The organism is Synechococcus sp. HJ21-Hayes (assembly GCF_024345835.1).
GTDB lineage: Bacteria > Cyanobacteriota > Cyanobacteriia > PCC-6307 > Cyanobiaceae > Vulcanococcus.
The window spans coordinates 80,040-100,690 of the sequence record NZ_JAGQBW010000002.1; the positions used below are offsets into that span (position 1 = coordinate 80,040).

The window sequence follows — 20,651 nt, forward strand, 5'->3', positions numbered from 1 at the left end:
GCCCCCTCAGCGCTGGCGAGGCAGCTCCGCCGGTTTCAGCTCGAGCCTCAGGTTGCGCTCGCCGCGGCGCACCTTCACGGGCAGGGCCTCACCCACCTGGCCCTGATCCACCGCCACCTGCACCTCGGAAGGGTTGTCCACACTCGTATCGCCCACGGTTTCGATCAGGTCGCAGGGGCGCATGCCACTGCGATCGGCAGGACTGCCAGGCATCACCTCCACCACCACAACGCCATTGATTTCAGGCAGCTTGCACTCGGCGTTGGTGGCATTCACCTCCCGGGCCAGCTGTGGGGTGAGGGCCTGCAGGCGCACGCCGATGTAGGGGTGGGAGGCACGGCCCCGCTCGAGGATCTGGGCAGCGATTTGGCGCCCCAGGTTGATCGGGATCGCGAAGCTCAGGCCAGCCCCTGGGGCCTGGCGGATGGCCGTGTTGATGCCGATCACCTGGCCGCGATCGTTGATCAATGGGCCGCCGCTGTTGCCGGGGTTCACCGCGGCGTCGGTCTGCAGATAGGGCACCCGCTGGCCTTCACCCACGGCATTGGTGCGCTGCACGGCGCTGATGATCCCGGCGGTCACGGTGTTGTCCAGGCCCAGGGGGTTGCCGATGGCGATGGCCCATTCACCGGGCCGCACCTTGGTGGAGTCCCCCAGGGGGGCCACAGGCAGGTTGCTGGCGGCCACCTTCACCACGGCCACGTCGGTGATGGGGTCGGCGCCGAGCACCTTGCCGCTGAAGCTGCGGCCGTCCGGCAGGGTCACCCCCACCTCATTGGCCCCCTCCACCACGTGGGCATTGGTGAGGATCACCCCGTCGGAACGGGTGATGAAGCCGGAGCCCTGGCCCTGCTGCTGCTGCACCGATGGACCGCCGCCGAACAGGCCGCCCAGAGGGTTCACCACCCTCCGCACCGTGTCGATCCGCACCACGGCCGGGCCCACCTTGTCCACGGCATTCACGATGAAGCTGGTACCGGGCTGCAGGGGAGGCGCCGCCGGCGCATCGCTCACCCGGGTGGGATCGCCGCCGCGTCCCCCAGGCAGGCCAGGGAGATTGGTGTTGCAGGCTGCCAACAGGCTGGCCCCCAGCAGGGTGCTGATCAGAGCTACGCGGCGGCGCACACGCATCAATCGGGCCATGCAGGCGGGCTTGGGGGCCAGGTCGTGATGCGCATTATTTAAGACCGACCCGCCAGGGGGACGACCGTATATTCGGCAGCTCGGGCGTGGCATGACGGTGCAGCAGGGAGAACAGCTGTGGCACCAGGTTCAGGAGGCCCTCCAGGGCAACCTCTCCAAGCCCACCTTTGAAACCTGGATCCGGCCAGCCCGCTGCGCTGGGTTTGAGGGCGACCAGCTGCAGCTGCTGGCTCCCAATGCCTTCGCCTGCGGCTGGCTACGCAAGAACTACCTCACCACGATCGCTGCGGTGGCCTCGGAGCTGGCGGGGCGTCCGGTTGGTGTGGCTGTGGAGGCCACAGCCGATGCTGAGGGCGCGGCCACGATGCAGACCTTGGCCGGGGCCCTGGCCCCCGGGGAGGCCTCACCCACCGGCGAGTCCCGCGCTCCTGCGCTGCATGGCCCCACCGCCACCGGTGAGGCGCCGCGCAAGCTGGCTCCGGGCCTGAACCCCCGCTATGTGTTCAACCGCTTCGTGGTGGGTCCCAATAGCCGGATGGCCCATGCGGCGGCCCTGGCGGTGGCCGAGGCCCCCGGCCGTGAGTTCAACCCGCTGTTCATCTGCGGTGGTGTGGGGCTTGGCAAGACCCACCTGATGCAGGCCATCGGCCACTACCGCCTGGAGATCGACCCCGAGGCCCGTGTGGCCTACGTGAGTACCGAAACCTTCACCAATGATCTGATCCAAGCCATCCGCAAGGACGGCATGCAGAAGTTCCGCGATCGCTACCGCGCCGCCGACCTGATCCTGGTGGACGACATCCAGTTCATCGAGGGCAAGGAGTACACCCAGGAGGAGTTCTTCCACACCTTCAACGCGCTGCATGAGGCGGGGCGCCAAATCGTGATCGCCAGTGATCGGCCACCCAGCCAGATCCCACGGCTGCAGGAGCGGCTGATCTCCCGCTTCTCCATGGGCCTGATCGCCGATATCCAGGCACCCGATCTGGAAACCCGCATGGCGATCCTGCACAAGAAGGCGGAGCACGAGCGCATGAGCCTGCCCCGCGATCTCATTCAGTATTTAGCCGGGCGCTTCACCTCCAACATCCGGGAGCTGGAGGGTGCCCTCACCCGGGCCGTGGCCTTCGCCTCGATCACCGGCCTGCCGATGACGGTGGAATCGGTAGCGCCGATGCTCGATCCCTCCGGTGTGGAGGTGGAGGTGACCCCCGCCCAGGTGTTGAACAAGGTGGCCGAGGTGTTCGGCGTAGGGGTGGAGGAGATGAAAAGCCCCAGCCGCAAGCGGGCCGTCAGCCAGGCCCGCCAGGTGGGCATGTACCTGATGCGTCAGGGCACGAACTTGTCGCTGCCGCGCATCGGCGAGGCCTTCGGCGGCAAGGATCACTCCACGGTGATGTATGCCGTGGAGCAGATCGAGAAGAAGCTGGGTGCGGATCCACACCTGGGTCGTCAGGTGCAGCAGGTGCGGGATCTGCTGCAGATCGACTCGCGCAAGAAGAAATAGCGCCCTACTGGGTGATGGGCTCGCTGCGGTCAAGGCCTTCCACCTCACCGGCAAACACACGGCTGGCGGTGATGTCGTCGGCCTCCAGGGTCATCAGATCGAGCTTGGTGATCCCCATGCCGGCCATGCGATTGAACAGGCGATTGGCCTGGCGCATGCGGGCCCGGTCGATGGCATTGCGGATCGAGCGGGCATTGGCGAAGAACGGCAGCTGCATGCGCCGCTGGATATACTCGGCGAACGCCACCGTGGCTTCTTCGCTAAAGCGGTAGTTTTCCGCCGCCAGGATCAACTTGGCAATCGCCAGCAGCTCAGAAGCGCTGTAATCGGGGAAGTCGATGTGGTTCGCCACCCGCGAGGAGAGCCCCGGGTTGGACTGGTAGAACACGTCCATCCGGTCTTTGTAGCCCGCAAAGATCACCACCAGATCGTCGCGGTTGGCCTCCATCACCTGCAGCAGGATCTCGATGGCTTCGGCGCCGTAATCGCGCTCGTTCTCCGGGCGGTAGAGGTAGTAGGCCTCATCGATGAACAGCACCCCGCCCATCGCCTTCTTGAGCATCTCCCGGGTTTTCGGGGCGGTGTGGCCGATGTACTGCCCCACCAGATCGTCGCGGGTGGCAGTCACCACGTGACCCTTGCGCACGTAGCCGAGGCGGTGCAGGATCTGCGACATCCGTGCTGCCACCGTGGTTTTGCCGGTGCCCGGCCGACCGGTGAACGACATGTGCAAGCTGGGGGCCGTGGTGGCCAGGCCCACCTGTTTGCGGGCCCGTTCCACCACCAGCAGGGCCGCAATCTCGCGGATCCGGGTTTTCACCGGCCGCAGGCCGATCAGCTCCTGGTCCAGCTGCTGCAGCACGTCCTGAACCTCGGCGCCCTCGAAGGCCGCCTGCAGGTTCACGGGGGTGTCGTCCGGAGACTCAGAGGAGGCCATCGATGGCCGCGGCAAAGGCATGGTCCACCGCGCCAATAGGCTCGTTGTCCGCCTCAGACCGCAGGGTGATGTTCACGTAGGTCCGGCCAAAGCTGATGTCCGGATAGCGCCCCTGCTGGTCGCAGAAGTCGTTCAGGCGATCCAGGAAGTCGCGGTTGGCGGCGTAGTCGGCGAAATCGATGCGCCGTTCCAGCCATTCCACCCGGTCGGGCTTGGGCCTGGGGTTCCACTGGTGATCCATGGCTGTGAACTTACGTCGCCGCCAGGCAGTCGGTGCGGCCTGCTGCCAGGCGTGTGGCCCAGCTCTGGGCATAGGCCCGGTTGGCGGCCTGCTGCTGGGCATCCCCGCTATCCAGGGGGTGGGGCATGGTGCCGTTAATGGCCGCGTTGGTGACGCAGAACATCGACTTCTGGAAGCTCATGCAGATCTTCACGTGCACGTCGCCCTCACCCCTGGTGCGCTGGCGATACCAGTCGTGCAGGGCCTGGGGCAGGTGCCGGTACATGTCCTGCATCAGGAGGCTGGGGGGGATGCCGGCTCCCATGGTGGGCAGCGGATCGGCGTAGAGCGCCCCGTAGGCGAACTGGCTCTGGTCGTGGGAGATGGCCTGAGCCTGGGCGTTGAAGCTCACCGTGCCGAGGAAGGGCATGCCCCGCAGGAACACCGCCTCCACGTAGGGCACGGCCACATCAGCCAGGAAGCTGAGACCAGCCTCCGGGGGCAGTACCCAGAACTGTTCAGCACCGATGGTCACCGCGTAGGTGATCGGGTTGGCGGCGGCGGCCACCAGCCCCTGCTTGATGAACTCCACCACGTCGGCGATGGTGCGAACGCGGCCATCGCGCTCGGCGGCGGCAAGATCGAGGAACAGATCACTCATCACCCGCCAGAACTGGCCGAGGGCATGGGTGGTGGCAGCCGAGCGGATCAGTTCGGGAATGAAGTTTGGGAAGAGGGGATTGAGCACCGCCAGCAGCGGATCCCTGCCCTTGGCCCGCACGATGGCAGCGCAGTTGGCCTTGAAGGCCTCACTGTCGAAGTAGGCATCCATGCCGCCGGTGGCGTGCCACAGCATGGCTTTCTGGCAGTACTCGGCGTACTCAAAGTTGATCCGGTCGTGGGTGACATGACGCCACCACTTGCCGAGATTCAGGTCGCCATCAAAGAAGCGGAACACCGGAAAGGGATTGAGGAACTGGCGCTCTGCCTGAAAGATCAGGTTGATGCTGTAGGCATTCAGCACCACGCCGTAGCTCTCGAGCACCCCCACCACTTCCAGCAGGTGGTCATCGCTCTGGTCGAGCAGGGTCTGGCCCTGCAGCAGCCGGTCGGCCAGCTGCTCGATTGTGGGCATCAGCACGGGGGTGGTCATCAGCTGATCAGGCTCCCGGAGGCAATGGCCGCCACCAGTTCAGGCATCTGGGCCATGGCGGTGGTGGTGGCTTCCCCCAGCTGGGCCAGGCCGCCAGGCACGAGCCCCACCAGAACGATCAAGGCTGTAAGCACCAACGAGGGCAGCTGCTCTAACAGGGGAACCGAGGGGAGCTGCACATCGATCGGAGCGATGCGCTGACCGGTTGGGGTGGTGGCAGGCAGGGCCGATTGGATGGCCAGGCGTCCGAAAAAGGCCCTGTTCACCAGCAGCAGGAAGTACACGGCCGTGAGACCCGAGCCCACCATCGAGAGCAGGGTGGGGAGCGGGTAAGCCTCAAGACTGCCGCGGAACACCAGAAACTCGGAGATGAAGCCCGCCATCCCGGGCAGGCCAGCGCTGGCCATCACCCCCATGATCATCAGTGAGCCGGTGAGTGGCAGACCCCGTTGCGGGTTGAGCAGGCCGCGCAACACCTCCAGATCGCGGGTGCCGGTGGTGCGATACACCACGCCCACCAACAGGAACAGCAAGGCCGAGATCAGGCCGTGGGTCACCATCTGGAACACCGCTCCCAGCAAGCTCACCGGTGTGGCCGCAGCTGCGGCGAGCAGCACATAGCCCATGTGGCCAACGGAGCTGTAGGCCACCATCCGCTTCATGTCTCTCTGGGCAATGGCCGCCAAGGAGCCGTAGAGCACCGAAATCGCAGCCCAGATGGCGAGGTACGGCCCCATCCGCGCCCAGGCATCAGGGAACAGCCCCAGGCAGAAGCGCAACAGGCCGTAGGTGCCCAGTTTGAGCAGCACACCCGCCAGCAGCACCGACACGGGGGTGGACGCCTCGGTGTGGGCATCCGGCAGCCAGGTGTGGAAGGGGAACAGGGGGATCTTGATGCCAAAACCGATCAGCAGAGCCCCCATCAGGATCAGCTGGGTGCCCATGCCCAGTTGCTGGCTCAACACCGGAGTGAGGCTGAAGTCCACCTGACCCGTCACCAGCGCCAGGCCCAGGAAGGCGCCCAGGATGAGCATGCCGCTCACGGCGGTGAAGATCAGGAACTTGGTGGCGGCGTAGGCACGGTTGGCGCCGCCCCACACGGAGATCAGCAGCCAGAGGGGGATCAGTTCGAGCTCATAAAAGAGGAAGAACAGCAGCAGGTTCTGGGCCAGAAAGGCCCCATTCACCGCACCGCTGATCAACAACAGCAGCGCGAAGTAGAGCTTGGGCTTCTGGCTCACGCTGCCGGAGGCAAACGCGGACACAAAGGTGAGGCCGGCGTTCACCAGTAGCAACGGCATCGACAAGCCATCGACACCGAGGCGGTAGCTGAGACCCAGGCTCTGCACCCAGTCGAGCGATTCGCCCATCTGCATGCCACTGAGGGCAGGATCAAAGCCAGCCAGCACCCAGAGGCTCCAGGCCAGCTGAAGGCCCAGCACCACCAGGGCGCCACGGCGCACCTGGTCGGGTCCGGGATTGCCGGGCCACAGGGATAGGCCCAGGGCGCCCAGGAAGGGAATCAGCAGGAGAGGGCTGAGCATCATGGTCAGCCGAACACCAAGTTGAGCGAAGCCAACAGCAGCACCACGGCGATCAACGCCGTGAGCACGTAGGTCTGGGTTTGGCCGCTCACGCTGAGCTTGAGCCCATCGGCGGAGACCAGCGAGAAGCGGCCGAGGCGGTTCACAAAGCCATTCACCACCACCTGGTCCACCCAATTGGTGAGGCGGGCCATGCCCGACACCAGATTCACGATGGTGAGGCGGTAAACGCGATCGGTATAGAAGTCGAAAGCCAGCAGGTCTTGCAGGAAGCGCACGGGTTTGAGCAGGGAGCGCGCATAGCTCTTGTGCACCGGCAGCAGGCAGGCCACCAGCCCGCCAGCGGCGCTGCTGCCGATCACGGCCGCCGCCACGGCTGGCGAGAAAGAGTTGATGCCGGGCACCGGATTCAGCTTGGTGAGCAGGGCCGGGGTGAGCACCACTACCACCGAGAGGGCCACCATGGGCAGCGCCATCTGCCAATTCACCTCAGGGGCGCGTTTGGTTTTGGGTTGAGGGGCTCCCAGGAACACCTGGCGATACACCCGGGTGAGGTTCCAGGCCATCAGGGCGTTGGTGATCAGAAACACCGCGGCAAACAGCGGAGCCTGCTGGGCCAACACATCGGTGGCGAGGCCGAAACACCAGAAGCACCCCAGGGGCAGCAGGCCGGTGAGGCCCGCACCGGCCACCAGATACGCACCGGTGGTGGCAGGCATCCGACCACCCAGACCCCCCAGTTCGGTGATGTCCTGGCAGTTGGTGGTGGCGATCACGCTGCCCACACTCATCATCAGCAGGGCCTTGGCCACGGCATGGGCAAACAGCAGGAGCAGGGCCAGGGAGGGCAGCTGCAGGGCAATGGCGATGAACACCAGGCCCATGTAACTGGTGGTGGTGTACGAGAAGGCCCGCTTCATATCCACCTGGGCGATGGACACCAGCGATCCCCCCAGGGCGCTGATGCTCCCGATGGTGAGCAGCACCGAAGTGGCGACGGGGGATTGCTGCAGGATCGGCATCACCTTCAGCAGCACCAGGGCACCGCAGGTGACCACCACCGAGTTGCGCAGGATCGAGGCCGGGTTGGGACCCTCCATCGCCTCATCCAGCCAGAGGTGCATGGGGAACTGGGCGCACTTGCCCGTTGGGCCCGCAATCAAGCCGAGGCCCAGCAAGGTGGCGGCCAAAGGAGAGAGGGAGCCACTGGCGGCCCACTCATACAGGTGGTTGAAATCCATGCCACCGGCCCAGGCGGAGAGGGCCACCACGGCCATCAGCAGCAGCACATCACCCACCCGCTTGGTGAGGAAGGCATCGCGGGCGGCCGTCACCACCAGGGGCTGGGCATACCAGAAGCCCACCAGCAGGTAGGTGGAGAGGGTGAGCATCTCCAGCAGGAAGTAGCTGATGAACAGCGACCCGCTGATCACCACACCGCTCATGGCTCCCTCGAAGAAACCCACTAGGGCGTAGAAGCGCGCTAGAGAGAGCTCCTTGTCCAGGTAGCCGAGGCCAAAAAACTGGCCCAGTAGGGACAGGGAGGTGACCAGCTCCAGGGCAATCAGGTTGGTGGGGGAGAGATCGAGGGAGATGGCCAGGTGCAGATCGGCCACCTGCAGCCACTCAAACGACAGAGCCTGAGGCCCGGTCAGGAACACCTCTCGCATGGCGACGCTGCCATGCACAAAAGCCAACAAGGTGGCCAGCAGATTGAGGTAGGCCGCCGGTCGCGGCCCGTTGCGCTTGATCCAACCTGCGGCCCAGGGCAGGGACAGCACAACGCCGCTGAATCCGTAGAGGGGAATCAGCCAGGCGAACTGCAGCGGCAGGGGGAGGGCAGGGGTCAAGCGGTGTGGATTGGGCGGCCCGCCAAAACGAGGCCTTGGCGGCGGAATCTAAGCAAGAAAAGCCCCGGAACGGATCAGCCGACCGGGGCACTGTTGCGCTGGCTTGCCTGGGGCAGACCCGCTTCGGTTCAGAAGGTGGCCCGCTGGTTTGGGTTCCGCCGTGCCAGGCGGTTGGCGCTGTAGGCGCCGTAGCCACGGCTGCGGCCACCACCGAGTTCCCGCAACCAGGCATCCAGCTCCTCGCCATGGTGCTGTTCCTCGTCCCAGAGGCTCTGGAAGAACGCGGCGTTGGCCTCGTCCCGAATCACGGCGCAGAAGCGGGTGGCTTCGGCGTAGTGGTTGATCAACTGGGTTTCCAGCACGGCGTTGTGCTCCAGCAGGCCCACCAGATCAGGGGCATGGGTCACGGCCTGCAACTGGGAGGCGGCCGGAGCCACCCCCAGGGAGAGCATGTGCTGCACGATCCGCTCGGCGTGCTGCATCTCTTCCACCGTTTCCTCGCGAAAACGATCGGCGGAGACCTTGTCGCCCCAGAGCTCCACGAGGGAGGCCTGGGTCATGTACTGCTGAACGGCAGTGAGCTCAAGGCTGAGGGCGCGTCCGAGGTAGCCCAGGACGCGCGGATGGACGGCGTCCATGGTCATCAGAGACGACGGGCCAGATCGGTGCTGCCGGCCAGGGCAGGCTCCACTTCACCGTGGGGGCGGGCAATGATGTGGGCGGCCACCAGGCCATCACCCACGCGCTCGCAGGCGTCAGCGCCGGCGCGCACGGCGGCGTTCACAGCCCCGGTTTCGCCACGCACCATCACGGTGACGTAGCCACCACCGACGAACTCACGGGCCACCAGGGTGACTTCGGCGGCCTTGGTCATGGCATCGGCCGCTTCGATGGCGGGCACCAGGCCGCGGGTTTCAATCATGCCGAGGGCGATGCCGTGCACGGTGGGGGCCATGGCGTTGGAGGAGGGGGAGGAGGGGGGACGGGTGGTGCCGCTGCCGCCGCTGGAACGTCCAGGGCCGGAGGCAGCGCTGGACTTGCGGGCGGTGGTGCTAGCGCTACTGGTGCTGCTGGCCTTGGCGGCCGCTGGCGCTGGGCTGGAGGCGACGGTGGTCGCGGTCACGGTGACCGGGGGAGCCGGCAGGGCAGGAGTTGCCGGCGTCGGGGTGGGTGTCACCGGGGTTGCAGCTGCCGGGGTAGGGAGGGCGGTTTTGGCCGTCGTGGCGGTGGCTCGGGATTTGGGAGTGGCCATGGCGGTGGTGGGCAGAGCCCGGTGAATGGTGCGCGGAGGTACGGAGGGGACTCAGCGGAGCTGAGAGGGGAAGAGATCCCCTTAACCGTCTGGCGACCAGTGGTCGATGATGCCGCCGATCGTGAGATCGGTGAACAGATCGGCGTTGCCGGTGGCGTGGCGGGCGGCCGAGCCACTGGCGGTGAACACCCAGTTGCCCGGTGATGCTCCCACGGGATCACAGGCAACGCTGAGTTTTCCCTTGGAGGTGCGCAGGATGCGCAGGTTTTGATGGGCAAAGCCCTGCACCCTGTTGGTGCATACAAGCGACCCCATCACCTGCATGATCTCCATTACTTGGAGCCCCCCGAAGGGTTGCCTGCCGCCATGGCCTTGGCGGCATCGGGATCCCAGTGGTCGATGATCCCAACGATGGTGAGGTCGCTGGGGTACGACTTACTGCCGGCGGCCTCGCGAGCAGCGGAGCTGCCCACACAGATCACCCAGTCGCCGGGGATGCAACCCACGGCATCCACGGCCACTTTCTGGGTGCTGCCATCGAGCACCACCTGCAGGTGCTTGTGCTGAAAGTCCGCAATGCGGTTGGTCGACACCAGGGGCTTGACGACCTTGCAAATCAACATCTCAGTGACCCCCTCCGGTGTTGAACGTGATTGAGGAACTTACGGTTTCCGCAGGCACATGACGATCGCGGTCACGCACGGTGAGCAAGGTGTGCAGCAGGCCCTGTTGGCAGAGGTCGCTGTAGCGCGACTCAATGGCGCGCTGCACCCGCTCGCAGTGCTGAATAGCCCGTTCACGGGCACCGGGAACGGCACCGTGATAGTCAAACCGGAGCACCACGGGGATTGGCAATCCACGCGATCCATTCAGACCCTTGAAGATCTTCACGCCCACATCCAGGTCAGGGGCGCCTTCCTCCACCGTGTCCATGTAGGCGAAGTAGGTGAGGTTGCGCAGGTGGATTTCCTTGAAACCGATGCCAACGCCGATGAAGCGCTCGGCATGGCCGAAATCGTCGTAGCTGCCTGCGTGGTACTGGCGGACGTAGTCGATCTGGGAGAGGTTGTGCTCGATCAGACGCGCCACCAACTTCACCATGCCCGGATCGGGCGCTGAGGCTGCCGAGGCCTCCACCATGGCCTGGATCTGCCCGCGGGCATCTTCGGGGCGTAGGGCTTGGGTGGCGTCGTAGACGTCATGGGCATCGAGCCAGCTATCCAGATCGGTGCGGCCATCGCGGCCGGGCACATGAACCCGAATCGCATCGGTGTCGGTGTCCATGCCGATGAGCAGCAGATCCACAGAGGCGCCACAGCAGAAGCTGTTCTCCACGGCCTGCTGAAAATCCTTCAGCCGCTGCAGGCCTTGGGCAGCGGCTGCCTTGTCGTCGCTGCCGTGGGCGGCACAGCCCTCGTGGCAGGGATCCTTAGAACTGAAGTGATACACAACCGCCTTGAGGTAGCGGGTGTCGCTGTGGGCTGGATTGGGGACGCCCTCGCGGTAGCGACGATGTTCCGTCTTCACCCAGCGGTCAACGGTGTTTTCCACGTCAAACATCGCCCCTGCGTGGGAGCGGCGCCGTACGGAGCTGAAGGGCAGCCGCAGGGCATAGGCGATGGCATGGGCTAGGCGGCCATCGGCGCAGGGGGTGATGTCCAGCAGGTGGAAGCCACACTCCAGCAGGAAGGCGTCGAAGGCCTCAGCCGCGGCGCTGCCGTCCTGACCCGCCAGGGGATCGGCCTCAAAAAACTGGATACTGGTTTGCTCGTAGGCCTCAAACACACACCAGGCAAACAGGGTGCGCATGTCCAGCTGGCTGGTCCAGGCGTTCTCCAGCACCGGCAGAGGCAGCTCATACCCCAGCTCAGCCTTGGCCAGTTGTTGGGCCAAGGCTACGAAATTGTCCTCGTGCTGCAGGGCTGAGAGCCGCTTCAGCACCGGAACGATGCGATCGAAACCGCCCAGAATGGCGTCCTCGTAAGCCCGCAGGGTGGCGTTGGCTTCGCCATTGCTGAGGGGGTGGAGGCGGCTACTGGGGGTGCGAATCACCTGGGCTGCCACAGGCCGCACCCGGCGGCCAGGCTTGCCGGTGCCGGGGGAGGTTTCCAGGGCTGGGGGGCTGCTAAGGGAGGCCGCTGCCTGCACGGGGTTGCGTTGCTGGCGCTGGCGTCCAGCCCGGTTGCCGTTGCCCTGGCGGGACGCCATGGCCAGTTCGCGCTGACGCAGCACCTTGCTGAGGGCTGTCACGGGCTCGAGGGGGCTGGGCGTAGGCACGGAGGCTTGCTCAGCGTTGCCGCCGGGGCGACGGCGAGGTGCCGTCGGGCCCATGGGCTTCGGGTTGGTGGTGGCTGAACGCCGGGGCATTGGTTACGTCCCTCAGCCGCGGGCGCCGCCGGACACCGTGATCAGGGAGCCCTGATCAGTGCTGCCGCTGGATCCGGTGACACGGCTCACCGGTACGGCCACTTCCACGTTGCGCTTGGGCTGGCTTCCGGGCATGGCGCTCATGCTGCCCACGCGAGTGGGGTTGCGGCGACGGGCTGAACGGCCTTCGGTACCGGTGACGCGGTCGCCACGATCCCAGTCGTCGCCGGTGATCTTGTTGCCAGAGCCCTCACCGGTGACCCGGGAGGTTTGGCGCTCATCGGCCTCCAGGCCCACGGGAGCTGCTACAGCCAAGCGCTGGGCAGCGGGACGATCGAAGCGGAACTGCTCGGTGCCGGTGACCTTGTCACCGGCCATGTCGAAAGGGCCGGTGATACGCCCCCCTTGCTCGTAGGTGCTGCCGGTCACGGAGCCGGTGGTTTCCCGCTCCACCTGGGCGGCCTGGGCAGGGGACTGGACACTGAAGCCCTGCCAGGCGGCGGGGTTCAGGGGCTGGGGAAAGTCCGCATCGCGGGCCACGGCAGTGCCGCAGGCGACAGCCTGTTGGTCGGCACCGATGTAGGGGGTGCCGCTCACGTTTTCGCAGGCTCCGCGCTCATCGCCGGTCATCACACCGCCCACACCGGGCTTAGTACCGGTCATGCGGCGGTTGGCCATGGCCATGGGCAGGCGCTGGCGCACGGCCTCCACCTGCTTGCTGGAGCACCACTGGCCCGTCTGTTCCAGACCGGCATAGGGGGTGCCGGTCACGACCTTGCAGGTACCGGGTTCATCCCCGGTGACCTTCTCGGAACGGCCGGTGCGGGTACCACTCACCACCAGGTTTTTGTTGGTGATGCTGAAACCCACCTTGGCGGCTTCGGGGGCGGGGCGGGTGCCACAGAAGGCGTCGAACTGCTGGCTGCCCACGTATTCATCGCCGGTGACCAGCCGGCAGCTGCCGGGCTCATCGCCGGTGACGTTCTGGCTGCGGCCCACATGGGTACCGGTGATGCCAGTGCCACGCAGGGTGTTGAGGCTGCTCACCTTGGTGGGAGCACGGCCGGCCGCCGGGGCTTCGGAGCCCAGGTACTGATCGCCGGTGAGTTGCAGGCCAGAGCCGCTCTCATCGCCGGTGACCCGCTCGGAGCGCCCCACCATCACGCCGGACACGGCCTGACCACCCACGGTCTGGCTGCGACCCACCTTGCGCACGGAGGGGGTGGCGGTGCCGCAGTAGTCGGCGGATTGGTTGGCGGAGATGTATTCGGTACCGGTGACGGTTTTGCAGGTGCCGGGCTCATCGCCGGTGACCTTCTCGCTGCGGCCCACTTCGTTACCGGTGACGCGGTTTCCGTGGCTGGTGGCGGTGACGCGCACCTTGGCGGGCTGAACCGGGGCGGGCTGAGTGCCGCAGAAGGTCTGGAACACCTCAGCGCCCAGGTACTCCGTTCCAGTCACGGTGCGGCAGGTGGCCACGTCGTTGCCGGTCGTTTTCACGGAACGGTTCGCCTGGGTGCCGGTGACGACCTGGCCGCTGAGGGTTTCGCTCACGCCCACCTTGAGGCTTGCCTCAGCGGCTTGCTTGGCGCCCTTGCGGTTAGGGCCGCTGGGGCGAGTGGTGCCGCTGCCACTGCCGGTGCGGATGATGCCCGCAGACCCACTCTTGTTCTTCAGTTCCCGCAGCTTTTGGGCCAACTCACGGGTGCTCAGATCGGGATTGCCCTGGCGCACCACGGCCGCACCGCCGGTTTGGCCCGTGGTGCTGGCGGACTTGCCACGCTTGGCCAGGGCATCACGGCGGGCCAACACGAGCGCGCGGCTGGGGTTGTGCTGGGCTGTGCCCTTCTTCGTGGCCGCCCGGGCGGCGGCGCGATCGCCGTTGCCGCTGGCTGCTGGCCGGGTGGACTCGAGGGAAAGGGTGGCGGTGCGGGGGCTAGCTGTTGCAGCAGGCTTCTCGTGGCACTTGCACTTGTGCTCGCCAGCCGGGGCGCTGCTTGCCTGGGACACCTTGGCGGCCTTGGCCGCCTCGGCGCGGTTGCGATCCTTGGAGTTGTCGGCCCGCTTGCCGCTGCGGCTCAAGGCTTCGCGGCGAGCCAGCACGAGGTCGCGGCTGGGGTTCGCCACGGGCTTGGCGGCCCTGCGACGATCGCCGCTGCTGGGGGTCCCTCCCAGGGACAGGCCAGCGGAGCGGCGGGAGCGGTCGCTGGCGGCAGGGGCACTGGCAGCCACCACGGCAGCTTGGCTGGGGGCCTGGGCCACAGGCGTGTTGGTGCGGGTTGGGCGGGCATCCGCTGCGCTGCGCACACGGCTGGAGCCGGAGGTGTAGCGGCCCACGGCTTTCTTGCCGCCGTTGGTCAGCGCTTTACGGCGCTCCAGAGCTGCTTCGCGACTCGAATTGCTGGCCATGTCCGCCCGTTGAATGGAATGACTGATCGGTATGCAGCAGCTGAGGCGTCAACAGACCCACCGATCCTTCGGTGTGGCCGGCGCCGATCCAAGCTGCCGATGAAAAGAGACGTGGTCCCGGAGATAGACCGGGACCACAGAATCGAAGTCCGCTGAATCAGCGGCCTTCGAACACCACGAAGCAGGAACCCTGGCTCTGGGTGTAGGCGTCGTAGCCAACCAGACGCACGTGGTGGTCGGGGTAGGCGCGGTGGCAAGCCTCGAGCTCGTTCACGATCACGCTGAGATCCTTCTCACCGAAGAAAGGCAGCTTCCAGTAAGACCAGTAGGTGGCCATGGAATTGCTGGGGTGGACGTGCTCAACGAGCGGGCTCCAACCCTGGGCAATGATGTAAGCGATCTGGTCGTAGATCTCGTCCTGGGTGAAGGGCGGCAGGAAGCCGAACGTCTCCAGGGTGGCGACTGTTTGGTAGTCACCCACGGTGCTCTTGAAGGGCATGGGGATCCTTGAGATGGATGGAATGAATGAACCGCTCAGGGGTTCGTTGTCCGTTCATGGATGGGGTGGGAGAGCGCCGTGATGACAACTCTCCCAATCCCTCACCACTGAATGATCAGTTGACGTCGAGCTTGTCGACGGTGTCGAACTCGAACTTGATTTCCTTCCAGGTCTCGAGGGCGATGGCCAGCTCGGGGCTGTGCTTCGCGGCTTCCAGAAGGATGTCGCGACCTTCGCGCTCGATTTCGCGACCGGCGTTGCGGGCCTTGACGCAGGCTTCGAGAGCCACACGGTTGGCAGCAGCACCAGCAGCGGAACCCCAGGGGTGGCCGTGGGTACCACCACCGAACTGCAGCACGGAATCATCGCCGAAGATGCTGACCAGTGCGGGCATGTGCCACACGTGGATACCGCCGGAGGCCACGGCGAACACGCCGCCCATGGAACCCCAATCTTGGTCGAAGAAGTTACCGCGGCTGCGATCTTCGGGAACGAAGGATTCACGCAGTTGGTCGATGTAGCCCAGGGTGGACTGACGATCGCCTTCCAGTTTGCCCACCACGGTACCGGTGTGCAGCTGGTCACCACCGGAGAGACGCAGGCACTTGGCCAGCACACGGAAGTGGATGCCGTGCTTGGGGTGACGGTCGATCACCGCGTGCATGGCGCGGTGAATGTGCAGGAGCATGCCGTTCTTACGACACCACTTGGCCAGACCGGTGTTAGCGGTGAAGCCGCCGGTGATGTAGTCGTGCATGATGATGGGCTGGCCCAGTTCTTTGGCGAACTCGGCGCGCTCATACATCTCCTCGGGGGTCGCTGCCGTGCAGTTGAGGTAGTGACCCTTCTTCTCGCCAGTTTCCTGTTCGGCCAGCTTCACAGCTTCGGCAACGAACTCGAAACGGTTCTGCCAGCGCTGGAAGGGCTGCGAGTTGATGTTCTCGTCGTCCTTGGTGAAGTCGAGACCGCCACGCAGGCACTCGTACACCACACGGCCGTAGTTCTTACCGCTCAGGCCGAGCTTCGGCTTGATGGTGCAACCCAGCAGGGGACGGCCGTACTTGTTCATGCGGTCGCGCTCGACCTGGATGCCGTTCGGGGGACCCATGCAGGTCTTGATGAAGGCAAGCGGGAAGCGGATGTCTTCCAGGCGCAGGTGGCGCAGGGCCTTGAAGCCGAACACGTTGCCGACCAGGGAGGTCAGAACGTTGGTGATGGAGCCTTCCTCGAACAGGTCGAGGGGATAGGCGATGAAGGCATAGAAGGCTTCCTTGTCGCCAGGAACGTCTTCGATGCGGTAGCAACGGCCCTTGTAGAAGTCGAGGTCGGTGAGGAGCTCGGACCACACAGTGGACCAGGTACCGGTGGAGGATTCAGCAGCCACAGCAGCGGCTACTTCCTCGCGGGGCACACCTTCCTGGCCGGTGCACTTAAAGCACGCGAGCAGGTCGGAATCGAGGGGAACGTAATCAGGAGTCCAATACGTGTCGCGGTACTCCTTGACCCCAGCGTCGTACTTCTTTGCCATGGAGAATCTCCGGGTGGGTTCGGGAAAAAGAATCAGAGAGTTGAGCGGCCGTCAGCGGCGTGACTCAGTGCTCAGTCCTTGGAACCCACGAAGCCGGCGCTGCTGTTCAGAGCAGGCTCCACTTCACGGTGGGGGCGGGCAATGATGTGAGCAGCCACCAGGCCATCACCCACACGCTCGCAGGCATCAGCGCCGGCGCGAACGGCAGCGTTCACAGCGCCGGTTTCGCCGCGGACCAGAACGGTCACGTAACCGCCGCCCACGAATTCGCGACCGATCAGGCGCACTTCGGCGGCCTTGGTCATCGCGTCAGCGGCTTCGATCGCGGGCACGAGACCCCGGGTCTCGATCATGCCGAGGGCGATGCCCATGGTTTCGTTAGCCATTACCTGCTCCTGGAGGAGGGGTGGAATGTTCGCCTGCAACCATGGTCGCCAGGCGATCCTCCCGTCAAGCCATTGGGGCCTGCCTGGCCATCACCGTCTGTGCACCCATTGATAAGCGGTGCTCATTGGTGCATTACAAAACTTTGGGGATGCTTGTTGTCGGCCCCAAAACCGTCGCTGGATCTGTCAACGGGGACACCGACATCAAAGGGGTTCAGCCTCAGACACGTACGCCACGCCACCGTAGTAATCCAGCAGGGGCTGGATGCCCTCCCGCAGTTTCGCCAGGATCGAGGCCTCGCAGAAAATGATCACGTGGGCGTTGGCCCCGAGGCCGCTGAACTCCATCGCCTCCGACACGGAGCCATGGGGACCCTTGCCGGTGACGTGCTTCATCACCGAGTAGCCCGGGGCGCCGGCGGCATCAATGGCCTTGATCACGGAATCCAGCTCCCGCTCACTGAGGATCAGATCAACGCGTTTCATCAGCTCAGCCCGCAGCGGGGAGGAGTTTGTTCACCAGCGCCATGTAGAGGGGAATCCCCACAATGATGTTGAACGGGAAGGTGACCCCCAGCGCGGAGGAGATGTAGAGGCTGGGATTGGCCTCGGGCACAGTCATGCGCATGGCCGCAGGAACTGCGATGTAGGAGGCGCTGGCGCACAGCACCACAAACAGCAGGCCGTTGCCGGGGCTGAGCTGCAGGCCTCGGGCGATCAGAGCCCCCACCACGGCGTTGAACAGGGGCATCAACACCGAAAACGTAATCAGAAAAGTGCCAGCCCGCCGCAGGTCACTCAGTCTTTGGGCAGCCACGATGCCCATGTCCAACAGGAAAAAACTCAGGGCTCCATAGAAGAGCTTGTCGGTGAAGGGGAGCATCTTTTCGGCGCTTGCCGGGCTGTAAGCCGACACCAGCACCCCGATCACCAGGCTGCCCACCAGCAGAAACACGGAACTGTTGAGGAAGGCTTCGTTGAGCACGGATCCCCAACGCATCCCCTTGGCATCCGGTCGCTGCTGCTGCTGTGGGGCCGCGAGCTTCACCAGTAGCAAGCCCACAATGATCGCCGGCGACTCCATCAGGGCCAGGGCCGCCACCATGAAGCCGTCATAGGTGATCTTCTGGGTTTCCAGGAAGCTCTGGGCGGTGATGAAGGTCACCGCGCTGATCGAGCCGTAGGTGGCGGCAATGGCGGCCGCATTGAAGCTGTCGAACTTCAGCTTCAAGGCCAGGAAGCTGTAGAGCGGCACCGCCAGGGACATCGCCACAGCGGCCGCAATGGTGGGAAGCACTTGGCCCCCCAAGCCGCTGTGGGCGAGTTCCAGGCCCCCTTTGAAGCCGATGGCGAGCAAGAGATAGAGCGAAAACAGCTTCGGCAGGGGCGCCGGAATCTCCAGATCGGAGCCCACCAGCACGGCAATGACGCCGAGAAAAAAGAACAGCACCGGCGGTGTGAGCAGGTTCTGCAGAACCAGGCTGGTCTCCATGGTTCGCCCGGCACCTCAGGTCCCTTCACCCTACGTGTGCTGGCCTGTGATGTCTGTTGCTGCGCACATGCGGCACCCCACCCGTTGCTCTCCCTGCCGGACCTGCCTACGGTTCGCCCGAGGCAGGCACCCCTGGAGCTTTTCGGGGGGTGGAATGTTCAACCCAGCCTGCCTCCCCCCTCCAGTCTCGCCATTGGCGACAATGGCGGGGCAATTGAATCGCGACGTGCAAGGGCAGCTGCAGCCTCCCGTTCTGGTGATCGCCAGTGGCAACGCCTACAAGGTGTCTGAGATCGGCGCCATGCTCGATGCTGTGGCTCTGCAGGTGCGGCAGCAGCCCGAAGGGCTCGAGATTGAGGAAACCGGCAGCACCTATCTCGAAAACGCCCGCCTGAAAGCGGAAACGGTGGCCAAGCTCACTGGCCAGTGGGCCTTGGCGGACGACTCCGGCCTGGAAGTGGATGCATTGGCCGGCGCCCCGGGGTTGTATTCCGCCCGCTACGCCCCCACCGATCACGAGCGGATCCACCGGCTCCTGCAGGCACTGGGCTCCACCCCTTACCGAAGCGCCAGTTTCAACAGTGCCATGGCCCTGGCCGATCCCAGTGGCATCACCGTGCTGGAGGCGCAGGGCATCTGCCGCGGCGAGATCCTCACCGCACCGGATGGCCATGGCGGTGGGTATGACCCGATTTTCTGGGTGCGGGAAGCCGGGATGACCTATGCGCGCATGTCCCGACACCTCAAGGACAAACTTGGCAGCCGTGGCAAGGCGGCTCGCGCCCTAGCCCCAGGCCTGCGCCAGCTGCTGGGGGTCTAGGCGCTCAGGCTTTGGCGCGTCGGTTCACCATGTCCACCGCGCGCATGGCGGCGGCGGCAGCCTCTTCCACATCACCCTCACGGCCCGCCAGGGTGAGACGACCAAAGGCGCCCACAGCCTTCACGTCCACGATGGTGATATTGGAGGCCTTTTCCGCTTCATTGGCGGCGATCAGCACGTAGCCGGCTGGCTCCGTTTCCAGGATGAACATGCTCATCCCCGACTGGATCATTGAGCCACGGCGGTTCTGGCGGTTGATCAGCACCGCGTGGTCGGGGGTGATGGCGCGGATGATCTCGGTCCAGCTCACCTCGCAGCGGCTCCGCTGCTCCACCCGGCTGCCGATGGCCTCGAGCACCACATCGCCCGAGTGGAGCACGTTGCTCTGGTCGCGGTGGTAGAGGGCCAGGGAACCAAAGGCCCGCTCCACGATCATCTGGCCCAGCCGCACCGTGCTGGCCTTGAGGGCAATGTCGGTCACCCGGTGCACCGCCATGCCGGGGGACACCTCCAGCCAGAGGCAGGCATCGCCGGGGATGGGCAGGAAGCCCTGGCTCACCGTGCCCATGTAGGCCGCCAGCTGGGGTTGCAGCGAATCGAGAAACACATAGGTGCGCAACTCGATGGACTGCACCTGGCTGGACTGGCGGGCCAGGCGTGAACCCTCGCTGTCCGTGGTGATCACGCAGCTGGCCGCCGATGGCTGTAGGACATCGAGGCTGGAGCCGCTGCCGCTGAAACCCAGGTCGGTTCCGGTGATCTGCACGGAACGCGCGCGTTGCCTGGGGGATCGATCAGCCAAGGAAAGGGTGCGCTCCCTGCGGACGTTGAGGTCGTTGTCCTCAGCGGTCCAGCTGAAGGAGCCCGGCGATCTTAACGCTCTGTCCCGGTAGGCCCCTCTGATCCCGCCCCTGCGCTTGCGAGGCCGGGGATGGACCGGTACCTTCCAGCCATTCCTCGCCAACCTGCCCGTGGCCGCCAAGCGCTCTGCCTCCAACGCTTCCGCCAAGGCCAGCACCCCCCTGGAGCAGGAGAGCGGCCAGGATTTCGGCGGTGTTAAGCCGGAGCAGGCCCTGGCCCTGGTGGGCATGGGCCTGATGCAGAAGATGGCGGCCAACGGCGAGCTCCCCTGGGTGTGGAACGATTCCGAAGATGGCGGCCCGTGCGACACGGCCGCCCTGCGCCACCGGTTGGAGCTCACCCAATTGGCCCTCCAGACCGGCGCTCCCCTCAGCACCGCTGAGGTGACGTACCTGATGGGGGCCCGACCCGGCGCCGCCCTGGTGGAGCGCGGGGGTCTCAAGGCGCGGCGGGTGAGCCGCAATGTCTGGAAGCTCAGCCAGGCCAGCGGCGGCAGCGGCGAGGTGGCGAGCTTCGCCAGCTTCAACGACGGTCGTCGCCGCTTTGCCTGAGCTCAGGGCATCTCACCGCCAGTTGATCAGGGCCAGCAACCGCAGATCTGCCGCACCTTTGGGCTACACCCATAAGTGGGCCTTGCCGGGGGCATAGGTAAGACCTGTTGCTGGCGGCACCCAATGGGCTTC

General features: G+C 65.4%; 21 protein-coding genes. 3 read left to right on the forward strand and 18 right to left on the reverse strand.

Translation table 11 applies throughout. The annotated features are described in order from the left end of the window. Positions 1 to 6 precede the first annotated feature (6 nt). Positions 7 to 1,131: a trypsin-like peptidase domain-containing protein gene (locus tag KBZ14_RS02355; RefSeq protein ID WP_399210995.1), complete on the reverse strand. Its 1,125-nt coding sequence runs from the start codon at positions 1,129 to 1,131 to the stop codon at positions 7 to 9. A gap of 103 nt (positions 1,132 to 1,234) precedes the next feature. On the opposite strand from KBZ14_RS02355, the gene dnaA reads away from it, so the two are divergent. After that, complete coding sequence (gene dnaA, locus KBZ14_RS02360; RefSeq protein WP_255116695.1) at positions 1,235 to 2,650, forward strand: chromosomal replication initiator protein DnaA; 1,416 nt, start codon at positions 1,235 to 1,237, stop codon at positions 2,648 to 2,650. Between the two features lie 4 nt (positions 2,651 to 2,654). Here dnaA and cbbX read toward each other — a convergent pair whose 3' ends face one another. The 16 genes from cbbX to KBZ14_RS02440 all read right to left on the reverse strand — a co-directional run bounded on the left by cbbX (position 2,655) and on the right by KBZ14_RS02440 (position 18,287). Beyond that, positions 2,655 to 3,587, reverse strand: coding sequence for a CbbX protein (gene cbbX / locus KBZ14_RS02365; protein WP_255116696.1), 933 nt, complete (start codon positions 3,585 to 3,587; stop codon positions 2,655 to 2,657). Then, positions 3,574 to 3,828: a 4a-hydroxytetrahydrobiopterin dehydratase gene (locus KBZ14_RS02370; RefSeq protein ID WP_255116698.1), complete on the reverse strand. Its 255-nt coding sequence runs from the start codon at positions 3,826 to 3,828 to the stop codon at positions 3,574 to 3,576. Before KBZ14_RS02370 ends, cbbX begins: the two co-directional genes overlap by 14 nt. Before the next feature lie 10 nt (positions 3,829 to 3,838). Next, a complete protein-coding gene (locus tag KBZ14_RS02375; RefSeq protein WP_255116699.1) occupies positions 3,839 to 4,960 on the reverse strand; it encodes a CO2 hydration protein in 1,122 nt (373 codons plus the stop codon). After that, positions 4,960 to 6,507 carry an NADH-quinone oxidoreductase subunit M gene (locus tag KBZ14_RS02380; RefSeq protein WP_255116701.1) on the reverse strand — a complete coding sequence of 516 codons (1,548 nt, stop codon included), beginning with the start codon at positions 6,505 to 6,507 and terminating at the stop codon, positions 4,960 to 4,962. Before KBZ14_RS02380 ends, KBZ14_RS02375 begins: the two co-directional genes overlap by 1 nt. Positions 6,508 to 6,509: 2 nt before the next feature. After that, positions 6,510 to 8,354 (reverse strand): NAD(P)H-quinone oxidoreductase subunit F, encoded by a 1,845-nt coding sequence (locus KBZ14_RS02385; RefSeq protein WP_255116702.1) that lies wholly within the window; start codon positions 8,352 to 8,354, stop codon positions 6,510 to 6,512. A 128-nt stretch (positions 8,355 to 8,482) separates the two neighbouring features. After that, the gene (locus KBZ14_RS02390) at positions 8,483 to 8,992 is read right to left on the reverse strand and encodes a ferritin-like domain-containing protein (RefSeq protein WP_255116703.1); all 510 of its coding nucleotides are present in this window, start codon (positions 8,990 to 8,992) and stop codon (positions 8,483 to 8,485) included. Positions 8,993 to 8,997: 5 nt separating this feature from the next. Then, complete coding sequence (csoS1, locus tag KBZ14_RS15800; RefSeq protein ID WP_315856118.1) at positions 8,998 to 9,606, reverse strand: alpha-carboxysome major shell protein CsoS1; 609 nt, start codon at positions 9,604 to 9,606, stop codon at positions 8,998 to 9,000. Between the two features lie 81 nt (positions 9,607 to 9,687). After that, entirely contained in the window at positions 9,688 to 9,939 is a 252-nt protein-coding gene (locus tag KBZ14_RS02400) for a carboxysome peptide B (protein ID WP_255116704.1), read from the reverse strand. Then, positions 9,939 to 10,229: an alpha-carboxysome shell vertex protein CsoS4 gene (gene csoS4 / locus KBZ14_RS02405; RefSeq protein ID WP_255116705.1), complete on the reverse strand. Its 291-nt coding sequence runs from the start codon at positions 10,227 to 10,229 to the stop codon at positions 9,939 to 9,941. Before csoS4 ends, KBZ14_RS02400 begins: the two co-directional genes overlap by 1 nt. A 1-nt stretch (position 10,230) precedes the next feature. After that, positions 10,231 to 11,973 carry a carboxysome shell carbonic anhydrase gene (locus tag KBZ14_RS02410; RefSeq protein ID WP_255116707.1) on the reverse strand — a complete coding sequence of 581 codons (1,743 nt, stop codon included), beginning with the start codon at positions 11,971 to 11,973 and terminating at the stop codon, positions 10,231 to 10,233. A 12-nt stretch (positions 11,974 to 11,985) separates the two neighbouring features. Further along, entirely contained in the window at positions 11,986 to 14,382 is a 2,397-nt protein-coding gene (gene csoS2, locus KBZ14_RS02415; RefSeq protein ID WP_255116708.1) for an alpha-carboxysome scaffolding protein CsoS2, read from the reverse strand. A 157-nt stretch (positions 14,383 to 14,539) separates the two neighbouring features. Beyond that, entirely contained in the window at positions 14,540 to 14,881 is a 342-nt protein-coding gene (locus KBZ14_RS02420; protein ID WP_255116709.1) for a ribulose bisphosphate carboxylase small subunit, read from the reverse strand. 115 nt (positions 14,882 to 14,996) lie between these two features. Continuing rightward, positions 14,997 to 16,409: a form I ribulose bisphosphate carboxylase large subunit gene (locus tag KBZ14_RS02425; protein ID WP_255116710.1), complete on the reverse strand. Its 1,413-nt coding sequence runs from the start codon at positions 16,407 to 16,409 to the stop codon at positions 14,997 to 14,999. 71 nt (positions 16,410 to 16,480) lie between these two features. Further along, a complete protein-coding gene (gene csoS1 / locus KBZ14_RS02430; RefSeq protein ID WP_094587519.1) occupies positions 16,481 to 16,795 on the reverse strand; it encodes an alpha-carboxysome major shell protein CsoS1 in 315 nt (104 codons plus the stop codon). Positions 16,796 to 16,999: 204 nt separating this feature from the next. After that, positions 17,000 to 17,281, reverse strand: a complete 282-nt coding sequence (locus KBZ14_RS02435; protein WP_255116711.1) for a P-II family nitrogen regulator — start codon at positions 17,279 to 17,281, stop codon at positions 17,000 to 17,002. A 4-nt stretch (positions 17,282 to 17,285) separates the two neighbouring features. Beyond that, a complete protein-coding gene (locus KBZ14_RS02440) occupies positions 17,286 to 18,287 on the reverse strand; it encodes a sodium-dependent bicarbonate transport family permease (protein WP_255116712.1) in 1,002 nt (333 codons plus the stop codon). 202 nt (positions 18,288 to 18,489) lie between these two features. Between KBZ14_RS02440 and rdgB the strand changes: the two genes are divergently transcribed. Beyond that, positions 18,490 to 19,107, forward strand: a complete 618-nt coding sequence (gene rdgB / locus KBZ14_RS02445) for an RdgB/HAM1 family non-canonical purine NTP pyrophosphatase (protein WP_255116713.1) — start codon at positions 18,490 to 18,492, stop codon at positions 19,105 to 19,107. 4 nt (positions 19,108 to 19,111) lie between these two features. Here rdgB and KBZ14_RS02450 read toward each other — a convergent pair whose 3' ends face one another. Continuing rightward, on the reverse strand, positions 19,112 to 19,873 hold the full coding sequence (locus KBZ14_RS02450) for a BMC domain-containing protein (RefSeq protein ID WP_399219576.1): 762 nt from the start codon (positions 19,871 to 19,873) through the stop codon (positions 19,112 to 19,114). 205 nt (positions 19,874 to 20,078) lie between these two features. Here KBZ14_RS02450 and KBZ14_RS02455 point away from each other — a divergent pair, with 205 nt between their 5' ends. Then, a complete protein-coding gene (locus KBZ14_RS02455) occupies positions 20,079 to 20,519 on the forward strand; it encodes a DUF8679 domain-containing protein (protein ID WP_399210984.1) in 441 nt (146 codons plus the stop codon). Positions 20,520 to 20,651: the final 132 nt, after the last annotated feature.

Excerpts from the sequence above, each read along its gene's own strand:
- KBZ14_RS02355 (WP_399210995.1), bottom strand. The coding sequence starts at position 1,131 with ATGCGTGTGCGCCGCCGCGTAGCTCTGATCAGCACCCTGCTGGGGGCC.
- dnaA (WP_255116695.1), top strand. The coding sequence starts at position 1,235 with ATGACGGTGCAGCAGGGAGAACAGCTGTGGCACCAGGTTCAGGAGGCC.
- cbbX (WP_255116696.1), bottom strand. The coding sequence starts at position 3,587 with ATGGCCTCCTCTGAGTCTCCGGACGACACCCCCGTGAACCTGCAGGCG.
- KBZ14_RS02370 (WP_255116698.1), bottom strand. The coding sequence starts at position 3,828 with ATGGATCACCAGTGGAACCCCAGGCCCAAGCCCGACCGGGTGGAATGG.
- KBZ14_RS02375 (WP_255116699.1), bottom strand. The coding sequence starts at position 4,960 with ATGACCACCCCCGTGCTGATGCCCACAATCGAGCAGCTGGCCGACCGG.
- KBZ14_RS02380 (WP_255116701.1), bottom strand. The coding sequence starts at position 6,507 with ATGATGCTCAGCCCTCTCCTGCTGATTCCCTTCCTGGGCGCCCTGGGC.
- KBZ14_RS02390 (WP_255116703.1), bottom strand. The coding sequence starts at position 8,992 with ATGGACGCCGTCCATCCGCGCGTCCTGGGCTACCTCGGACGCGCCCTC.
- csoS1 (WP_315856118.1), bottom strand. The coding sequence starts at position 9,606 with ATGGCCACTCCCAAATCCCGAGCCACCGCCACGACGGCCAAAACCGCC.
- KBZ14_RS02400 (WP_255116704.1), bottom strand. The coding sequence starts at position 9,939 with ATGGAGATCATGCAGGTGATGGGGTCGCTTGTATGCACCAACAGGGTG.
- csoS4 (WP_255116705.1), bottom strand. The coding sequence starts at position 10,229 with ATGTTGATTTGCAAGGTCGTCAAGCCCCTGGTGTCGACCAACCGCATT.
- KBZ14_RS02410 (WP_255116707.1), bottom strand. The coding sequence starts at position 11,973 with ATGCCCCGGCGTTCAGCCACCACCAACCCGAAGCCCATGGGCCCGACG.
- csoS2 (WP_255116708.1), bottom strand. The coding sequence starts at position 14,382 with ATGGCCAGCAATTCGAGTCGCGAAGCAGCTCTGGAGCGCCGTAAAGCG.
- KBZ14_RS02420 (WP_255116709.1), bottom strand. The coding sequence starts at position 14,881 with ATGCCCTTCAAGAGCACCGTGGGTGACTACCAAACAGTCGCCACCCTG.
- KBZ14_RS02425 (WP_255116710.1), bottom strand. The coding sequence starts at position 16,409 with ATGGCAAAGAAGTACGACGCTGGGGTCAAGGAGTACCGCGACACGTAT.
- csoS1 (WP_094587519.1), bottom strand. The coding sequence starts at position 16,795 with ATGGCTAACGAAACCATGGGCATCGCCCTCGGCATGATCGAGACCCGG.
- KBZ14_RS02435 (WP_255116711.1), bottom strand. The coding sequence starts at position 17,281 with ATGAAACGCGTTGATCTGATCCTCAGTGAGCGGGAGCTGGATTCCGTG.
- KBZ14_RS02440 (WP_255116712.1), bottom strand. The coding sequence starts at position 18,287 with ATGGAGACCAGCCTGGTTCTGCAGAACCTGCTCACACCGCCGGTGCTG.
- rdgB (WP_255116713.1), top strand. The coding sequence starts at position 18,490 with ATGGCGGGGCAATTGAATCGCGACGTGCAAGGGCAGCTGCAGCCTCCC.